Annotated in this window: 15 protein-coding genes; 2 read left to right on the top strand and 13 right to left on the bottom strand. The window is 57.3% G+C overall.

Annotation, left to right across the window (positions count from 1 at the left end):
• Window positions 1-58: 58 nt before the first annotated feature.
• The 13 genes from rfbA to C7123_RS02375 all read right to left on the bottom strand — a co-directional run bounded on the left by rfbA (window position 59) and on the right by C7123_RS02375 (window position 15,206).
• On the bottom strand, window positions 59-940 hold the full coding sequence (gene rfbA, locus C7123_RS02435; RefSeq protein ID WP_069175675.1) for a glucose-1-phosphate thymidylyltransferase RfbA: 882 nt from the start codon (window positions 938-940) through the stop codon (window positions 59-61).
• A gap of 796 nt (window positions 941-1,736) precedes the next feature.
• Entirely contained in the window at window positions 1,737-3,023 is a 1,287-nt protein-coding gene (nqrF, locus tag C7123_RS02430; protein ID WP_037983215.1) for an NADH:ubiquinone reductase (Na(+)-transporting) subunit F, read from the bottom strand.
• 32 nt (window positions 3,024-3,055) lie between these two features.
• Window positions 3,056-3,673, bottom strand: coding sequence for an NADH:ubiquinone reductase (Na(+)-transporting) subunit E (gene nqrE, locus C7123_RS02425; protein WP_037983216.1), 618 nt, complete (start codon window positions 3,671-3,673; stop codon window positions 3,056-3,058).
• 39 nt (window positions 3,674-3,712) lie between these two features.
• The gene (locus tag C7123_RS02420; protein ID WP_037985945.1) at window positions 3,713-4,339 is read right to left on the bottom strand and encodes an NADH:ubiquinone reductase (Na(+)-transporting) subunit D; all 627 of its coding nucleotides are present in this window, start codon (window positions 4,337-4,339) and stop codon (window positions 3,713-3,715) included.
• A 6-nt stretch (window positions 4,340-4,345) separates the two neighbouring features.
• Window positions 4,346-5,041 carry an NADH:ubiquinone reductase (Na(+)-transporting) subunit C gene (gene nqrC / locus C7123_RS02415; protein ID WP_083206934.1) on the bottom strand — a complete coding sequence of 232 codons (696 nt, stop codon included), beginning with the start codon at window positions 5,039-5,041 and terminating at the stop codon, window positions 4,346-4,348.
• Between the two features lie 22 nt (window positions 5,042-5,063).
• Entirely contained in the window at window positions 5,064-6,251 is a 1,188-nt protein-coding gene (locus C7123_RS02410; protein ID WP_069175674.1) for an NADH:ubiquinone reductase (Na(+)-transporting) subunit B, read from the bottom strand.
• A 28-nt stretch (window positions 6,252-6,279) separates the two neighbouring features.
• Window positions 6,280-7,638, bottom strand: coding sequence for a Na(+)-translocating NADH-quinone reductase subunit A (locus C7123_RS02405; protein ID WP_069175673.1), 1,359 nt, complete (start codon window positions 7,636-7,638; stop codon window positions 6,280-6,282).
• Between the two features lie 691 nt (window positions 7,639-8,329).
• Window positions 8,330-9,952, bottom strand: coding sequence for a DUF6377 domain-containing protein (locus tag C7123_RS02400; RefSeq protein WP_069175672.1), 1,623 nt, complete (start codon window positions 9,950-9,952; stop codon window positions 8,330-8,332).
• An 88-nt stretch (window positions 9,953-10,040) separates the two neighbouring features.
• The gene (locus C7123_RS02395) at window positions 10,041-10,871 is read right to left on the bottom strand and encodes a LicD family protein (RefSeq protein WP_069175671.1); all 831 of its coding nucleotides are present in this window, start codon (window positions 10,869-10,871) and stop codon (window positions 10,041-10,043) included.
• Window positions 10,868-12,118 carry a glycosyltransferase family 4 protein gene (locus tag C7123_RS02390; protein WP_069175670.1) on the bottom strand — a complete coding sequence of 417 codons (1,251 nt, stop codon included), beginning with the start codon at window positions 12,116-12,118 and terminating at the stop codon, window positions 10,868-10,870. The genes C7123_RS02395 and C7123_RS02390 overlap by 4 nt, the downstream gene beginning before the upstream one ends.
• The gene (locus C7123_RS02385) at window positions 12,115-13,377 is read right to left on the bottom strand and encodes a hypothetical protein (RefSeq protein WP_069175669.1); all 1,263 of its coding nucleotides are present in this window, start codon (window positions 13,375-13,377) and stop codon (window positions 12,115-12,117) included. Before C7123_RS02385 ends, C7123_RS02390 begins: the two co-directional genes overlap by 4 nt.
• Window positions 13,378-13,473: 96 nt before the next feature.
• A complete protein-coding gene (locus C7123_RS02380; protein WP_069175668.1) occupies window positions 13,474-14,472 on the bottom strand; it encodes an acyltransferase family protein in 999 nt (332 codons plus the stop codon).
• Window positions 14,469-15,206: a DUF6261 family protein gene (locus tag C7123_RS02375; RefSeq protein ID WP_069175667.1), complete on the bottom strand. Its 738-nt coding sequence runs from the start codon at window positions 15,204-15,206 to the stop codon at window positions 14,469-14,471. The genes C7123_RS02380 and C7123_RS02375 overlap by 4 nt, the downstream gene beginning before the upstream one ends.
• Before the next feature lie 828 nt (window positions 15,207-16,034).
• Between C7123_RS02375 and C7123_RS02370 the strand changes: the two genes are divergently transcribed.
• Together C7123_RS02370 and C7123_RS02365 are read left to right on the top strand one after the other, a co-directional pair.
• Entirely contained in the window at window positions 16,035-16,769 is a 735-nt protein-coding gene (locus C7123_RS02370; RefSeq protein ID WP_083206933.1) for a type III pantothenate kinase, read from the top strand.
• Window positions 16,756-18,000: an OmpP1/FadL family transporter gene (locus C7123_RS02365; RefSeq protein WP_083206932.1), complete on the top strand. Its 1,245-nt coding sequence runs from the start codon at window positions 16,756-16,758 to the stop codon at window positions 17,998-18,000. Before C7123_RS02370 ends, C7123_RS02365 begins: the two co-directional genes overlap by 14 nt.
• Window positions 18,001-18,011: the final 11 nt, after the last annotated feature.

Below are 18,011 nucleotides of genomic sequence, written 5' to 3'. Positions count from 1 at the left end.
CTTTGCTCTGGAGGCCCCATCTATATACACTTCACGTTCGATTTCACACCAACTGCCGTTACTTTTCCCCTTTCAGCAGATTCAATAGGTACTGTCCGTAGGGGTTCTTGGCCATTGGAGTGGCGTTACGCTCCAGTTGGGCGGCGTCGATCCAGCCTTGCCGATAGGCGATCTCTTCAACACAGGCAATTTTGAGGCCTTGACGCTTCTCGATGACTTCGACGAAGGTGGAGGCTTCGGCCAGTGAGGCGTGTGTGCCGGTGTCAAGCCAAGCAAAGCCGCGTCCGAGGAGTTCGACTTTCAGGCGATGCTTGTCCAAGAAGGCTTGATTGACGGACGTGATCTCCAGCTCTCCGCGGGCCGATGGCTTGACGTGGCGTGCCACTTCGACTACTTCGTTGGGATAGAAGTAGAGGCCAACCACGGCGTAGTTCGACTTGGGATGCTCGGGTTTTTCTTCAATCGTGAGTACGTTGCCCTGAGTGTCGAACGTCGCTACGCCGTACCGCTCGGGGTCGTTGACGTAATAACCGAATACGGTTGCATTTTGTTTGTCAGTTGCGTTGAAAACGGCGCTTTTTAACATTCGGGTGAAGCTCTGGCCGTAGAAGATATTGTCGCCCAGGACGAGGCAGACGTCGTCATTGCCAATGAAATCGGCTCCGATGAGGAAGGCTTGTGCCAGTCCGTCGGGCGAAGGCTGTTCGGCGTATTCGAAGCGAACGCCCCAATCCGATCCGTCGCCCAGGAGACGGCGGAAGGCGGGTAGGTCTTGGGGGGTGGAGATGACGAGTATCTCGCGGATGCCGGACAGCATGAGCACCGAGATGGGGTAATAAATCATGGGTTTGTCGTAGACGGGGATCATCTGTTTGGAGATGCCCTTGGTGATGGGGTAGAGGCGTGTGCCGGAGCCTCCGGCCAGTACGATTCCTTTCATCTGTAGTGTTGTATTTACGGGGTTGTTATGATGGGTTTGTTTATCCGTCGTGCTTGTTCCGCTTTCGGGGGTTGGAGCGGCGGATATGGCGCAAAAGTATGCCAATCTTGTCAGGTGACTGGCGTCCGACCTGCTGTTGACGGCCTCATCAGGGCTTCGATGCAAGAGGAGGCGCCGTAGTCTATAAAAATGGTTTGTGTAGATAGGGAGTACAAGATTTATAAGCTATGAAAGTTATTCCGCGTATGAAATATAACTTTTATAGCCTACGGAAATAGTTCTCTCTATAGATAGAAAGCATTATAGGCTATGATAAGTTGCTTTGATAATGATAGTTGTTTTTATTGGCTATATGGATAGGAGTTTGGATGAATAGAGAGCTTCATAAGCTATGAAAGTTGTTATCTATATGAATAAGAACTTTTATAGGCAATGAAAGTAGATTTTTATGTGGATAGGAATGCTTATAGACTATGAGGATAGGAATAGATAGTGGGAATGATTCCTATAGGCTATTTCAGTAGGTTTTTAGATGCAGAGAGAGATTCATAGGCTATGAAAGTTGTGTTTTGTATGAATAAGAACTTTTATAGGCTATGAAAGTGATGTTTTGTGCCGATAAGATATATCATGGTAGGATCTGTAGAGGCGACGGGTGTAGAAGTGCTGGTGGGGCGTACGACGGCAGATTGTGACACAAAAAAGCCCCGGCAAGGGGGGCGACGAGGCAAAAAATATGCGGAAGACCCGACGGGTCCCCCGCATATCCAGAAGAAAAAAACAGCAGGCTGATGTTTCAGCCTCCGAAGTTGTCAAACATGAGGTTCTCGGGCGGTACGCCGAGGCTGTCGAGCATGCCCTCTACGGCTTTCGACATGGGGCCGGGGCCGCACATGTAGTACTCGATGTCTTCGGGTGCGTCGTGATCCTTGAGGTAGGTGTCGTGCAGGACGTTGTGAACGAATCCAGCGGTGTACTTCACGCCTGCAGCATCGGCGGCCGGATCGGGTCGGTCGAGGGCGAGGTGGAAGGAGAAGTTGGGGTATTCCTTCTCTATGGCCAGGAAGTCGTCGAGGTAGAAGACTTCGTTCAGGGCGCGGGCGCCGTAGAAGTAGGACATCTTCCGATCGCGCGTGTGGAGCGTCTTGGTCATGTGCATAATCTGTGCGCGCAGGGGGGCCATACCGGCGCCACCGCCGATCCAGATCATCTCGTTCTTGGAGTTGAAGATCGGGTGGAAGTCGCCATAGGGGCCGCTCATTTTCACCTTGTCGCCAGGCTTGAGGGTGAAGATGTAAGAGGATGCGATGCCGGGCATGACGTCCATGAATCCCACCTGGGGCTTCGGCTTGAAGGGCGGGGTGGCGATGCGGACGGTCAGCATGAAGCGGTCGCCCTCGGCCGGATAGTTGGCCATGGAATAGGCGCGGATCGTCTCCTCGTCGTTGCGACATTTGAGGGTGAAGAGGCCGAACTTTTCCCACGCGGGCAGGTACTCGGCGCCGATGGAGTCTTTGTCGATGTCGACGTTGTAATCCATCGAGAATTTGGGGATGTTGATCTGGGCGTAGGAGCCGGGGATGAAGTCCATGTGCTCGCCCGGGGGCAGGGCCACGATGAACTCCTTGATGAAGGTGGCCACGTTCTTGTTCGAGACCACGGTGCACTCGTACTCCTTGACGCCGAAGACTTCGTCGGGCACTTGCACCGTCATGTCGTTCCTGACCTTCGTTTGGCAGGCCAGTCGCCAGTGGTCTTTCATCTGTTTGCGGCTGAAGAAGACCTTTTCGGTGGGCAAAATGTCGCCGCCTCCCTCGATGACTTGCGCGCGGCACTGGCCGCATTTACCGCCGCCACCGCAGGCGGAGGAGAGGAAGATGTTGCCGCTCTGAAGGGCTCCGAGCAGGGTGCCGCCGATGGGCGTTTCGATTTCTTTTTCGCCGTTGACGGTCAGCTTGACGTTGCCCGACGGCATGAGCTTGGCTTTTGCAACCAGCAGCAGTACGACCAGCAGCAGCACGATGATGAGAAACACCGCTACGCTGGCTCCGATCGTCAGTCCTGAGATTTCCAATAAAACCATCTTGTATTCTTGCTTATACGTTTATAAACCACTCAAATTTTGAACCCTGAGAAGCACATGAAGGCCATACCCATGAGGCCGGTCAGGATGAAGGCGATGCCCAGTCCACGCAGCGGTTTGGGGACATCGGAATAGGCCAGCTTCTCGCGAATAGCGGCCATGCCGACGATGGCCAGCATCCAGCCAATGCCCGACCCGAGGCCGTAGACGGTGGCGATGCCGACGTTGTCGAAGGCTTTCTGCTGCATGAAGAGCGAGCCGCCCATGATGGCGCAGTTCACGGCGATGAGCGGCAGGAAGATGCCGAGCGATGAATAGAGCGCGGGGGCGAACTTTTCGATTACCATCTCGACCAGTTGCACGAACGAGGCGATCACGGCGATGAAGAGGATGAAGGCCAGGAAGCTCAGGTTGACGTCCTGGAAGCCCGCACCGAGCCAGGCCAGTGCGCCCTCTTTGAGGACGTAATTCTCGAGCAGGTAGTTGATCGGTAGCGTGCAGACTTGGACGAAGGTGACGGCCAGACCGAGGCCGAGGGCGGTCTTGACGTTCTTCGACACGGCGAGGTAGGAACACATGCCTAAGTAGTAGGCGAAGATCATGTTGTCGACGAAGATCGACCGGATGAATGTGCTTAATAGGTTATCCATGATTGTTTACTCCTTTCTTTTTCGTCAGTGACATGTGTGTTACTTCTCTTGCAAATCCTTGTTGCGTGCACGGTGTATCCATACGATGACGGCGCAGAGGATGAGGGCCATCGGAGGCATGATCATCAGGCCGTTGTTGACGTAGCCTGCATCGTAGACAGCTTGCGGGATGATGCGGAAACCGAGCAGTGTGCCCGATCCGAAGAGCTCGCGGACGAAGGCTACGACGACGAGGATAATGCCGTAGCCGGCGCCATTGCCCACACCGTCGAGGAACGACTCCCAGGGCTTGTTGCCCAAGGCGAAGGCCTCGAGGCGCCCCATCAGGATACAGTTCGTGATGATCAGCCCGACGTAGACGGAGAGCTGCTTGCTGACATCGTAGGCGAAGGCCTTGAGTATCTCGTTGACGATCGTCACCAACGCGGCCACAACGACCAACTGGATGATGATGCGGATGCGGTTGGGGATCGTTTTGCGGAGCAGCGAAATGATGACGTTGGCGAAGGCCACGACGGCCGTCACGGAGATGGCCATGACGAGCGCCGGCTGCAGTTTGACGGTCACGGCCAGGGCCGAGCAGATGCCCAGCATTTGCACGATGACCGGATTGTCCTTGCTCAGGGGGTTGAACAGGATCTCTTTATTCTTTGCTGATAAACCCATATCTCTTTATTGTTTTTGCTTGGTTAGGAATCCGGCGTAGTGCCCCAGGCTGGTCTGGATCATGGCGTTGACGCCGTTGCTGGTGATGGTGCCGCCAGAGATGCCGTCCACATAGTCCTGGCCGTCGGCTTTGTTGCCATGCTTCACGACGGCGATCGATTTGAAGGCGCCGTCCTTGAAGAGCTCTTTGCCGGCGAACTGTCCGGAGAAGGCTTTTTGTACGATCTCGGCACCCAGACCGGGCGTTTCGCTCTCGTGGCTAAAGTCGGCGCCGAAGACCGTGTTGCAGTCGTCGTTGACCGACATATAGCCCCACAGCGGACCCCAGAGGCCGGTGCCACGCATGGCCAGAATGTACTTCGTCTGTCCGTCTACCGTGGCGACAAAGACGGGGAAGACGCCGCGGGCAAACTGCTTCTTGACGTCGTCGCTGAAGGCGTCGCCGTCTACGCGATTGCCGTCGGCATCGACCAGGAAGGCCTCCTTGATCAGTTCCTTGTATTTCGCTTCAGCCTCACTGGCGGGCACGCTGACGTTCACCGCGCGGAGGATCTGCTGTCGCTTGTCGTTGTCCTGGTTCGCCTTCTGGGCCGAGCTGAGCGCCTGCGAGGTGAAGGCCAAGAGCAGGGCCACGACGACGACCATCACCGTGGCATAAATCACGGTGTATCCGTTTCCGTTTGTATTCAACTTAGTTGCCATAATGTTATCCGTCTCCCCATGATTAGTTAGCGGTTTGTTTGAGTCGGGCAGCCCGACGTTTGATGTTGGCGTCGACCACGTAATAGTCGATCAGCGGAGCGAAGATGTTCATCATCAATATGGCCAGCATCATGCCTTCGGGATAGCCCGGGTTGAGGACACGGATGCAGATGGCCAAGAAGCCGATGAGGAAGCCGTAGATCCACTTGCCGCGTTCGGTGCGGGCTGAGGTCACCGGGTCGGTGGCCATGAAGACGGCGCCGAAGCAGAAGCCGCCCAGCACGAGGTGCTCGTACCACGGCATGTTGGCCATGGCGTTGTTCTCCATACCGATGGCGTTGAACATGCAGGCCGTGAGTGCGCCGCCCACGAAGACGGACAGCATCGTTTTCCAGCTGGCTATGCCCGTCCAGAGCAGCAGCACGGCGCCGATGGCGATGGCGATGACGCTCGTCTCGCCGATGGAGCCGGGGATGAGACCGGTGATCATATCCATTGAGAAGGCCGGATAGCCTGTGCCCGATGTGGCTGTGGAGGCGATGCCCAGCGGTGTGGCGCCTGAGAAACCGTCGACGACGCTACCGGTGCCTAAGCCGAACGTGTCGGCGGTGCGGACGAAGATCTTGTCGCCCGACATGGCGGCGGGGTAGGCGAAGAAGAGGAAGGCGCGGGTGACGAGGGCGACATTAAAAATGTTGTAGCCCGTGCCGCCAAACACTTCCTTGGCGAAGACGACGGCGAAGGCCGTGGCCAGGGCAATCATCCACAGGGGCGTATCCACGGGCACGATCATAGGGATCAGCATACCCGAGACGAGGAAGCCTTCCTGTATCTCTTCTTTCTTCCATTGCGCCACCGCGAACTCGATGCCGAGCCCGACGACGTACGAGACGATGATCTTGGGCAGCACGGCCAGGAAGCCGAAGAGGAACGCAGGCCAGAAGAGCTGTTCGGCGCCGATGGCCAGGTTGTGCTGATAGCCCACGTTGTACATGCCGAACAGCAGCGCTGGGATGAGGGCGATGACGACGACCGTCATCGTGCGCTTGGAGTCGATGCTGTCGTGGATGTGTACGCCCGATTGCGACGTGTCGCTGGGGACGAACAGGAACGTTTCGAACCCCTCGAATACGGAGCGAAACATCGACAGGCGGCCACCCTCCTCGAAGGTCGGCTTGATCTTATTGAGGTAATTCCTTAATGCTTTCACTTTCTATTTTCCGATTAATGGTGGTTGATCAATTCATCTCTTTGTAGAGTAGGTCGAGGCCACCACGCACGATCCGTTGGATCTCGATCTTGGAGGTGTCTACGAACTCACAAAGGGCGAAGTCCTCTGGCGCCACTTCGTAGATGCCGAGGGCTTCCATCTTATCGATGTCGTAGGCGATGATGGCTTTGAGGAGGTATTCGGGGTAGATATCCATCGGGAAGACGCGGTCGTATTCGCCGGACATGATCATAGCGCGGCGGCCGCCCTTGATGCGGGCGTCGAGGGTATATTCCTTTTTGGAGCCCATGAGCCAGGAGAAGTAGCTGTGCGACATGCTGTATTTCCCGAGGCCGGGCATGCCCCAGCCGAGGAACTCGTTGACGTCGTTGCCCTCGGGGATGGCTGTGATTTGCGTGTCGTAGGCGCCGAGCCAACCGGTGGCGGGGTCGACCTTGTGACCCGTCAGGACGTTGCCGCTGATGATGCGAAGGGCCGCGAGGTTAGGCTTCGTCCGCTCTTCGATGAGGCTGTTGATGCGGCATCCGGCGATGGCCTTGACGTAGCCGCGCTCCGTCATCTCGGAGCCTACGAGGGCTACGGTGCGGGTGAAGTCGATGCGGCCTGCGGTGAAGAGTCGGCCGATAAAGAGCACGTCGGCGGCGCGGAGGGTCCAGACCGTCTCGCCCTTGTTGACGGGCTTGACGTGGTTGATGATCACGCCCACGTTGCCGGCCGGGTGGGGGCCTTCAAGCTCGACGACCTCCACGCCCTGCATGTTGCGCAGCGGCGATCCGCGGCGGACGCCGAGGTAGACGCGCCCCGGGGTGAGTCGGGCGAGGGCCGCGAGGCCAGCCTGGAGGGTGTCCTCCTGACCGTTGACGACGTAGTCAAAGTCGGGCGCCAGGGGGGCGGTGTCGAGTGCGGACACGAAAATGTCGCGCGGTGTCACCGTCGGGTCTGCCACGCGATCGTACGGGCGTTGCTTGATGTAGGGCCATATGCCCGTTTGGAGGAGGAGGGTGCGGATGGCCTCCGGTTCCGCCGTGGCGGGACTCTTGGGGGCGTCGAAGGGCTCGCTGTCTGAGCTGCCATCGGGTCGGACTACGACGCTGAGCACCTTGCGTTTCTCGCCGCGATGGACGGCGGTCACTTCGCCGCTGACGGGCGCTACGAGGCGGATCTCCGGGTGGACCTTGTCCCACATCAGCGGCGTACCGACCTTGACTTTATCGCCGACTTTGACCAAGACCTTGGGCACAATGCCAGCGAAACAGCCCGGCTCAACGGCGTAATCCTCGGACTGGTGCCTTTCCAGTTCCGACAGGGGGGCTTTGCCTTTCAGCTGGATGTTGAGCCCCCGTTTGATATTAACCACATTTGCCATGTTACTTCTGGTTCTATTATTATTTTCTGTTTGCGACGCCAAAAATAGGTGCTTTCCTTCAGGTTTAATGATCGGCGATTATCCGAGGCGCGCTGGGGCATCTTCGGATGCCGGCGAAATGGACCTGATACCTGTAGGGCGTATACTTTTTAGTTCGTGTTTATGTGGTGTAATGCTATGCTGCGTAGTGGGAACCTCTGTTTCCGTTGTGCTCCGGATCGCTTTCGCCAAAGCTGTCCGAAATGGACCTCGCCCCGGGTCACTTTCGCCAAAGCGGCCTGAAATGGACCTCGCCCCGGGTTACTTTCGTCAAAGCAACCCGAAATGGACCTCGCCTCGGATCACTTTCGCCAAAGCTGCCCGAAATGGACCTCGCCCCGGATCACTTTCGCCAAAGCAACCCGAAATGGACCTCGCCCCGGGTCACTTTCGCCAAAGCAGCCCGAAATGGACCTCGCCCCGGGTCACTTTCGCCAAAGTAGCCCGAAATGGACCTCGCCTCGGGTCACTTTCGCCAAAGCAGCCCGAAATGGACCTCGCCCCGGGTCACTTTCGTCAAAACAACCCGAAATGGACCTCAAAAAGCATTTGTAATCCCCCGAAGCCTCCACCCCGCGGGGAGATCTGGAAAGATTCAGTTGTCTCCGCAGCCGGCATCTCTCCCTTTTAGAATGGCCTATGGGTCATTGCCTCAGCCGATGCGCATGACGGCGGATTCGAAGGCGTCGCGGTCGAGGGTGGACTTGCCACGGGTCTTGCTGCGGTAGTTGTAGATGGTGGTCACGGAGTAGCCGAGGAATTCGGCTATGCGGGCGCTGTCGGTGATGCCGAGGCGGATGAGGGCGAAGATGCGCAGCTCGGTCGTGAGCCGTTCGCCTGCTTTGGGCGTGATGCGGTCGGCGGGGTGGAGCAGGGCGTTGAACTCCTCCACGAAATGGGGGAAGAGGCCGAGGAAGGTGCGGTCGAACTCGGCGTAGAACTCGCGGCGCTCGTCGGCGATAAGCTCCGTGGAGCGGACCGTGCGCAGCAGTTCGTCCGTGCGGCCACTCTGGGCGAGCTTCATCAGTCGGCGGCGGTAGTGGTCGAGCTTGTCGATATAGACGGAGCAGCGGTTGATGTACTGGGCGATGTATTCCTCTTTGATGGCGTTGGCCTCAAGGAGGGTGCGGTTGACGTCGGAGAGGGCGTCGTTGGCGGTTTGCAGACGGGCGTTGGCGTCGGAGAGGGCGCGGCGGGCCTGGCGGAGGCGCTGCATTTGTCGGTAGACATGCAGGAGGCTGAGGACGAGGCTGGCGGCTAGAAGGACGCTGCCCAAGAGCAGTCCGACGATGGTGCGCTGCTTGCGGTCGCTACGGATACGGTAGGCGCGATCGATGACGGGGTAGATCTCGGCAGCCTCCACGATGCGTGCCCGGGCGTTGCAGGCGCCGGCGTCCTCGAGGGCGCACTTCATGTAGTCGTAGGCGCGGTCAATGTCGCCGTCCTCGTAGAGCAGGAAGGCCAGTTGGCGCAGCGAGATGTATTCGCGGACAGAGAGTCGGAGGTCAGCCTCGGCCGATAGGGCCAGGTAACGCTTTTGCCGCTCGCGGTCGCCCAGTCGGCCGTAAGCGTCGGCCAGGGTATAGGCCAAGAAGCGCATGACGGCGGACTGGCTGCAGGTGTCGGCCACGGGCTGGAGCAGACGGACGGCTTCGGCCGGTCGGCCGCGGGCAATGAGCTGGTCGGCGCGGATGATGCGATGGTTGACGTCCGCGGGGGGGATGACGGAGAGGAGCGAGTCGCGGTAACGGTCGGCGCGGAGGAGGTATTCGCGGCGTTCGTCGGGGGTCAGGGCATAGCCTGCCATGTGTCCGTAGAGGGTGCGGAAGTGGTGGAAGTAGGCCTGGAGGAGGTCGGGCGGGATGTCGCTGCGAGTCGTTTCTTGGAGCACCTCCAGCGCTTCCTTATACATGCCCGCGATGGTGAGTGCGCCGGCACGGTTGAGTCGGGCGTCGATACGGAATCGGGGTTCGGTGAGTCGGGGCAGCAGGCGTTCCTTCTCATGGATCAGCTTCAGGGCGGAGTCCGTTTGATAGGCCACGTAAGCCTCATAGAGTCGGCTGTAGAGATCGAACCGCGCGGCGTCCGTGTGGGCCCTGTAGAGACGGCGTCGCAGGCTGTCGATCGCACGTTCCTTATCGGCCTGAAAAGCGGCCCGTCGTCGGATCACGTCGTCCAGCCTCCGGAGCGCGTCACGCCGGCCGCCCGCCTGCACGCCGCCCGCGCAGCAGACACACAGAATGATGTATAAACAGATGCGTAAATCCCGTTGCATGGGTTGCCTTCTCCTCTCTATCACTGATCTATGGCTCTGATTTTCGCGGTAAAGGTAGAGGGTACATCTAAAAATGAAGAGCTAAGAGCTAAGCCGAGGGTGCACGTGAGGCAACTTCGCTGGCGTCCGCAGACGCCCAGAAGATCGTGTCCGTGTGCGCCAGGCGTTTTTCGGGCGGAGGCAGCTGCATATAGTCGCCGTAGAGCTGGGCGAGGTAGGCGTCGGGATGGGTGACGCCACTCAGTGTCATGTCCTCGAAGGCGTAGTCCACCGGCGCGCCGAAGACGTCGGCGGAGAAGATCTCGCGCGCCCGCCAATGGCCGAAATAGTTGATGCACCGTGATGCCCCCGACCGACTGTGGCGCAGGATGCAGCGGTCGATATGCGCGATCAGTGTGTCCGTGCGGAAGGGCAGGCGCTTCAGCGTGTCGGCAATGAGGCGCTTCAGGCCGCGTCGGGGCGAGGCGTCGAGTTGCTTGTAATCCTTGACGAAGAGCAGGAGGTGGATGTAGGTGGCGAAAGGGCGCGTGAGGAGCTCCACACGTGGGCCGCGATCGAGCGGGAAGAGGTCGATGTTGACGCCCGTGTCGGTCGTCTCCCATGCGCCGCGGATGCAGGTGCGGGTGTCGACCATCTTCAGATAGTTGATCTTGTTGGGCGAGTTGTGGTAGGTGTGCAGTCGGTAGGGTGTGCCGCGTAGGGCGTCGGTGAGCAGGTGGGTGAGGCGGTCGAAGTGGTCGCGGGGGATACCGAAATCCATGTCGTCGTCCCAGGGGATAAATCCGCCGTGACGGACAGCGCCGAGCATGGTGCCGCCGAGCATGTAGTAAGGGATGGCGTTCTCTCGGCAGACACGGTCGAGGATGGCGGCCATGTCGAGCAGCAAGCGGTGGCATTCGTGGATGTCGATCGGTCTCATGGGCGGGCTGTCGATGGGGCTTTCATGCACTGTCGGTAGAACGCGATGAGCCGCGGGTAGTAGTTCTCCGTGTTGAAATGTTCGCGGGCGAAGTCGAGTGCGGCGCGTTGCATAGCGGCATAGGCATCGCTCGAGAGGCTTGCGGCGGCGGTCAGTTTGGCACGCAGATCGTCGGTGTTGCGACTCTCGAAGCGGAAGCCGGTGACGCCCTCGGGTACGATCTCAGGGATGCCGCCGATGTTGGCACCGACGACAGGCGTACCGATGGCGTAGGCCTCGATGATGCTCATCGGATTGTTCTCGTAGCACTCCGACGGCACGACGATGAAGCGCGCATTCCGTACCAATGTGGCCAGTGGCTCGCCCGTTTGGTAGCCGCAAAAGTCTACGTTGCTCAGCCCGTGCTCCGCTGCGTAACGCTTCAACTCGGCCTCCTGCGGACCCGTGCCGGCCACCTTCAGTCTACATGACGGCAGACCGTTCATGGCCTCCACCAAGGTGCGGATGCCCTTCTCGCCCGATAGCCGACCCATGAATAGGAAATACGGTTCGCCTTGCTTCTTATATGGCTCCGCGGCGATCTCCGGCGCACTGTTATAGAGTACCATGTTGGGTTTTTGGCGCAGGGCGGGCATGTAGGTTTCGTGCTTCTTCTTCGTGAAATGGCTGACATAGATAAAGCCGTCGATCAGCTTCGAGGGGTTGAAAAAGGCGTTGCGGAAATACTGTTCGGTGGCCATTACGCCGCTCATTACCCAGTTGTTTTTCGCGCATTTGTGCAGGAAGCAGTGGTAGAAGGATCGCCCCTGGCAACGCTCGCAGATCTGTCCGCGGCCGTCACGAAAGACGTAGGCGGGGCAGACCACCCGGAAGTCGTGCGCCGTCAGCACGACAGGCACACCGTGGCGACGCAGGACGGGCAGGATGGACTCCGTGATCTGTCCCCAGATAAGGTGGATGTGAGCGATGTCTGGCTGCTCGTCGCGGAGCAGTTGGTCCATCTTACGGGCCGCCTCAAAGTGGTAGAAGTAATTGACGAGGTTCTTGGCCTGGCGAAATACCCCGCGGCGCGTCTCTTTCGATTCGGGGAAGTAGTGTTCGAAGGGGGAGGGGAGGTTGCGCTTCCATTTGAGGCAGAAATAGACCACCTCGTGGCCGTGTGCTTGCAATAGCTGTCCGGTATTGAAGCAGACCGTCTCGGCGCCGCCGCGGTTGTAATGGTACACGTCGATCAAGAGCACTTTCATTCGTTCAAGCGATTTCTTTCGGGGTAACGATTCGGGCCCGTGGCGACTTGCATCCCGCTACGGATGTCGGACATGAGCAGTCCGAGCAGCATCATAATAAACAGTCCGCGGTTGTGCGTGATGGTGGCGTCGGACGTGCTTTCGATCGCGAAAAAGAAGACGATCAGCAAGACGAGTATCGACTCCTTTTTCATCCCCACCCGATAGGCCTTCATGGCCCGCGAGGTTAGGTAGATCCAGAAGGAGAAAAAGAGCGCCACACCGACGAACCCGAACTGGGCCAGCACCGGGTAATACGTGTCGGCTACGAAGTTGGGATTCGATTCCGTCAGGCCATATAAATGGTCCATGCCGAAGCGATTGTAGAGCTTGGAATAGTAGACGCCCGAGGCGTAGGTGCCGTACGAGGCGAAGCCGGAACCGAAGGGGATGTATTGCAGGAAAATCGGGATCGAGAAGTAGTAGAGCGCCATGCGGGCGTAGAGATCCTCCTCCGACCGTCCACCGCCGAAGCCTCCCGTGATGAAGTAAAGCTCGATCTTATCCTTAGCCACATAGGCCGTCGCCGCCAGTGCCATGAGCAGGAAGAAGGTGTTGCGCAGGTCGAACCGCATGCGGAACGAGCGGTTCATGTAGATCAGCATCAGGGTGGATAGGGCCAAGAAGCCGAACAGCTTCGAGCGCCCGGAGAAGAGCCCCACGGCCAGAATGCAGACGTAGACGAACTTGTCCTTCGACGTGAAGTCGCTGCAATAAAGGTAGATCATGGCCAGGATGGTGGCCGATGTGGCCAGACGCGATTCGTGGCCGAAGAAGGCTTGAATGATGTGCCCTCCGTAGACGGCTTCGGCCAGCCCGATGGGAATCATGTAAAGCGTGAAGAGTACCACCAAGTTGCGCAGGATGCTCTTTTGGTTCTCCGTCAGCTTCGTCCTGAGCGAATAGATGCAGAAGAAGGCGATGTAGGGCTTGATCTGAATCAGGAAATCCATGGCGATACCCTGCACCGAGTTGCTGCCGATGAGGAGGGAATAAATGAAGTAGAAGACGAAGACGCCGATCACGAAAAGGAAGCCTCGGTTGAAGGCCCACGTGCGCGACTGCGACGTGTGGTAGCCGAAAAGGCCGAAGATGAGCAGCGCGCAGATCTCGTCGACGTAACTAAAGCCCAGCCGGTCGATCATGTCGTAAAACATCACGCCGAAGATGAGCGTGAAGACCAGTAGCGCGAAGAAGCTCTTGTTGATATAATCCTGCATCGTGTGGTTTTTACTGTTGTTCCTAAGAGCGCGGCAAAAGTAAGCCGGGGGGCTAAACCTTTGCAAAAGCGTGCCGGAGGGGAGGCGTCTACACGGTTAGAAACTGTACTTCACCCAGCCGAAGTACTTCTTCTCCGCGATCCATCGCATGAAGATGGTCAGGAAGAAGCACGGCGCCACGACCAAAACGTAGAACAGCCACGTGTGCATCTCAAGGCCGATGATGTCGTCCAGGAAGTTGATGAAGGTGAAGTGAGCGAAGTAGGTCACTGTACTTTGATTGCGGATGAAGGCGTAGTTCACCTTCCAATGCACCTCATGACGCAAAACGAACACCAGAAGCAGGGTCGTCACGGGCACTAACATGAAGTAGGTGTCGTCCGAAAAAGCCGTGTGAGAGAGCACCTCGAGGGCCGCACCGGCCATGCTTAGCAGTAAAGCCGTGTCAGTCGCCCAACGTGGTATCCGCTCGATGGCGTCTTGCTTTTCCGAGAGGTATTTGCCGATGCTGCAAAACACGATGGCAGCCAAAAAGGTGAATTGTATCGGGCCGAAAGTGGCCACCGTCCAGTCGTGGAATTGCTGGACGCCCGCTGGCAGATAGTTGTGGTAGTTCGAGAGCAACGTCACGGGCAGGTAGCAGAGCGCCCCGATGCCGATGGCCCACCGCGTGGATAGCCGTTTGCTGATGGCGTACACCAACGGGATGGCTATCATCAGCGCCATGACGAACCAGGAGCCGCGGAAGGTGCTGCCCAGAAAAAAGTTGCGAATCAGGACGAGCAGATCCGCTCCGAATCCACCCTCATGATCGAGGAATGAGCGCTTGATGATGACCGGCAGTCCGACGATGAACCAGATCAGATACAGGCGCCCTAAGCGCTTCAGATAGGCGACGAGCTTCTCCCCGTCGCACCCCGCCCGGAAGAAGAAAAAGGCGCTCACCATGAAGAAAAAGGGCACCGCCATGCGGGCAAACAGGCTGATGGCAATCGTGGAGCTGAGGCCGCTGAAGGGATTGGCGTGGATGGCGGCCACGAAAAAGGCGCTGACCAATTTGGCCACATCGATGCTGTTGTAGGTTCGCTTTGTCATGCGTTTTCCGTCTTTGTGCTTTCCGCCTTCTTTTTCCGTTTGGGGAAGACCTGCTGCCGATAGCGCCGCACCAGCTCGTTCACGAAGTTGATGAACGGCGCCACCACCGCTTCGTCCTCCAGCACAGCCATGGCGTTGGCCACCCGGGCCACCTGCCTAAAGGCCGCATCGGTCCGCAGCCGCGCCTGCTGCATAGCCGCCGGTTTACGCTCCACCTCGCCATTTGATCGTTCGTCGATTAGGCCTTTCACCCGCTCGTTGGCCGCTTTGAGCCCACTCACGAACAGGCCTATGCTAAGTAGTGACACTTGCGAGGCATACGTCGTTTCCAGCTCCTCCGTGAGCTTCGTGATCATGCCTGTTTCGCGATCCAGCTGCATGCTGCGTTTTACCCGGTTGCCGCTCAGCATCACCTCCAATTCTTGAGCAGCCTTGGCCTTCTCAGGATCGGGCAGACGCCGAAGTCCGCGCACCGTGGCACGGAGGCCCGTTAGTAGGCCATCTCGCTCCTTGTCCGCAGTCTTGATTTCGTCCGTCAGTAGGCTTTTGCGTGACCGTCCCAGATAGAGTGATTCCTCTTCCATAGCTGCCTTCAGCGCCATAGCCGCCCGTTGCATCACGGCGTTTTTCATCACCTCCGATTCCTTCTCCAGCCGCTCGCTGACTGATTGCATGAACATGCCATGCGCCCCGTTGTTCGCACGCCTCATGTCGGGATAATCGATCTCCTTCATATAATTAATGGTGTAAGTTCCGTTTGCAGAAAGGTTCCACCAAAAATCGTTTGGGTCGATGATCGTTGGAGGAGCTTTCGCTGAAATATTTTCGCTGTCGTGTGACCTCGCAATAGGTTCTCATCCTTTCGTTTTATCTCTGTTTGATGCCACAAAGATAAGTCTAAAATGATCTTATTCGCTTCGTGCGCGAACATGAATCTGTATTTACTTATCTCTATGATTATATGGATGTCCTATAAAATAGATCAGATAGAGTTCTCTACTTCATGATGTCACGGAGATAAGAAAAAATGATTTGATTATTTCTGTGCGCGCATGTATATTATATGAATATGATATCTATGTTCACTTCCATGCGTGTATAGTTTAATCATATTGTATAGTAATTAAAATCCATGCAGTATGAACTGCATATAGATGATATTCTATTCTATGGTATGGATGAATATATAGATATGATCATTCTTAACTGTACATGCTTGGAGTGAAATCTATAATCTATTTTTGTGTTGCGATAGGTATACACGAATTATTTAGCATATAGTTATTTGCTATTTCGTGTGTGCAGGATGAATTTCAAACGAATATAACATCCTATATGTGTGTGCATTTTTCAGTATAGATAATTCATCAAAGATTGATGTGCGTGCACGAAGATCTGAATTTTTATCCCGTGAGCGGCTTTACAACGTCAGACAGCCTCATCGTGATCACCGTCGGATGTTCGCTTTCGCTTTTCTCTTTCTTTGCCGCCGCTTTCGACCCCCAATCTACGGTCACTTAGCTCTTGTAACTCGTAACCATTCGCTCGTAACTCGTTTTTAGATGAATCTCATATTGGATCAAGGCAACACGGCCACGAAAATTGTCCTCGTCGACCGCGGAGAGGCCGTCTACACCGCCGCCTGCTCCCGCCTGACGTCGGAGGAGCTCGCTGCACTCATCGATCGATACCGCCCCGAGCGCGGCATCATCGCCTCCGTCGCCACGCCCGATCCCGCCTGGCTCCCGTTGCTCCGCCGGCGCCTCTGCCGCTTCCTCTCCCTCAATGACGACCCGACGATCCGCCTACCCATCACCCTCGGCTATCGTACGCCCGAGACCCTCGGCCGCGACCGCATCGCCGCTGCCGTTGGGGCCTGGACGCTCCGCCCAGAGGTGCCGCTGTTGATCATCGATGCGGGTACGGCCATCACGTACGACGTCGTCCTCCCGCCGGGCCATTTCGTGGGCGGAAACATCTCGCCCGGCCTCACCACCCGCTTCCGTGCCCTGCACGATTACACCCGTCGCCTACCCCTCATCAGCGAGCGCGACGAGGTGCCCGATCTGGGCGTCACCACCGAAGAGGCGATCCTCTCGGGCGTCGTCCGCGGCATTGTCTACGAGATGAATGGCTACATCGAGACCATGCACGCCAAGCACCCTCATGCGGCTGTCTTCCTCACCGGCGGACATGCCCCCTATTTTGATAGAAGGCTCAAATGCCGCACCTTTGCCTCTGAAAATTTAGTGTGGCTCGGATTAAATCGAATTATTGAATATAATGAAGACAAGTAGGTCAGTCCTCTCCCTCCTCCTTGGCATCCTCCTTTGTGGCGCCCTGCCGATGATGGCACAAAACAGCACAAACTCCCCTTATACACGTTTCGGATATGGCATGCAGGCCGACCGCTCCTTTGCGGCCGGGCGAGCGATGGGCGGCATCGGATACGGCCTCCGCTCCGCACGCCAAATCAATCCGATGAACCCCGCGTCGTACACCGGCATGGACTCGCTGACCTTCCTTTTCGACGGCGGCATATCGGCGCAAATGTCCTGGTTCAACGATGGCACCCATCGGCAGCGCGACCTCAATGGCGGCTTCAATTACGCTGCTATGCAGTTCCCACTCCATCGTCGCCTGGCCGTTAGTATCGGCCTCCTGCCTTTCTCGTCCGTCGGTTACAACTATACCGCGCCCAGCCAGGGCGACACCCGCTATACGGATCGATTCAGCGGCACGGGGGGATTAAACGAAATCTACGGGGGCCTGTCATTCGCGCCGTGGAAAGAGAGATTATCCATAGGCGCCAACATCAGTTACATGTTCGGGACGATCACCCACAGCAGCGTGACGAACTTGACGAACACGTTTTACTGGCGGAATAAGATCCGGGTACACAACGTCAAGTACGACTTCGGCCTGCAATACACGCATCCCCTCTCGAAGACCGATCGACTTACCCTCGGCGCGGTCTATTCGCCCAAGCTCCGCCTCGGCACTACGGTGAGCAACGAGACCAGCTTCCGCGAAGACTTCTCCACCGTCGTCGAGGGCGACACGATGCGCAACGCAGGCTTCGACCTTCCGGATATGTACGGCGTGGGGCTGTCCTTCACAAGAGACAATCGGATGGTGCTGGCGGCTGACGTCTCCTACAGGCAATGGTCGAAGGCGCAGTTCTACAACCGCGAAGGCGACTTCAACGATCAGATCCGCGTCGGCCTCGGTGGCGAATACATCCCCAACGCCTTCACCCGCGCCTACCTGCAACGCATTCGCTATCGTGCCGGTCTGCACTACGGCAATTCATACGTCAAGGTGAATGGCAACGGTGGGTATAAGGAGTACGGAGTGACGCTGGGTGTAGGCCTGCCGATGCTCGACAATCGGTCGTTCATCAACGCCTCGCTGGAGTACATCAAGGTGGCGCCAGAACGCAAGGGCCTGATCGATGAGCAGTACCTCCGGTTGACGGTAAGTTATACGTTTAATGAGTATTGGTTCTTCAAACGCAAGATAGATTGAAAGAGAAAACA

It is taken from the genome of Tannerella serpentiformis, from assembly GCF_003033925.1.
GTDB classification, from domain to species: domain Bacteria; phylum Bacteroidota; class Bacteroidia; order Bacteroidales; family Tannerellaceae; genus Tannerella; species Tannerella serpentiformis.
The sequence above is the reverse complement of the archived record's forward strand: the minus strand, read 5'-3'. Positions and strand labels throughout refer to the sequence as shown.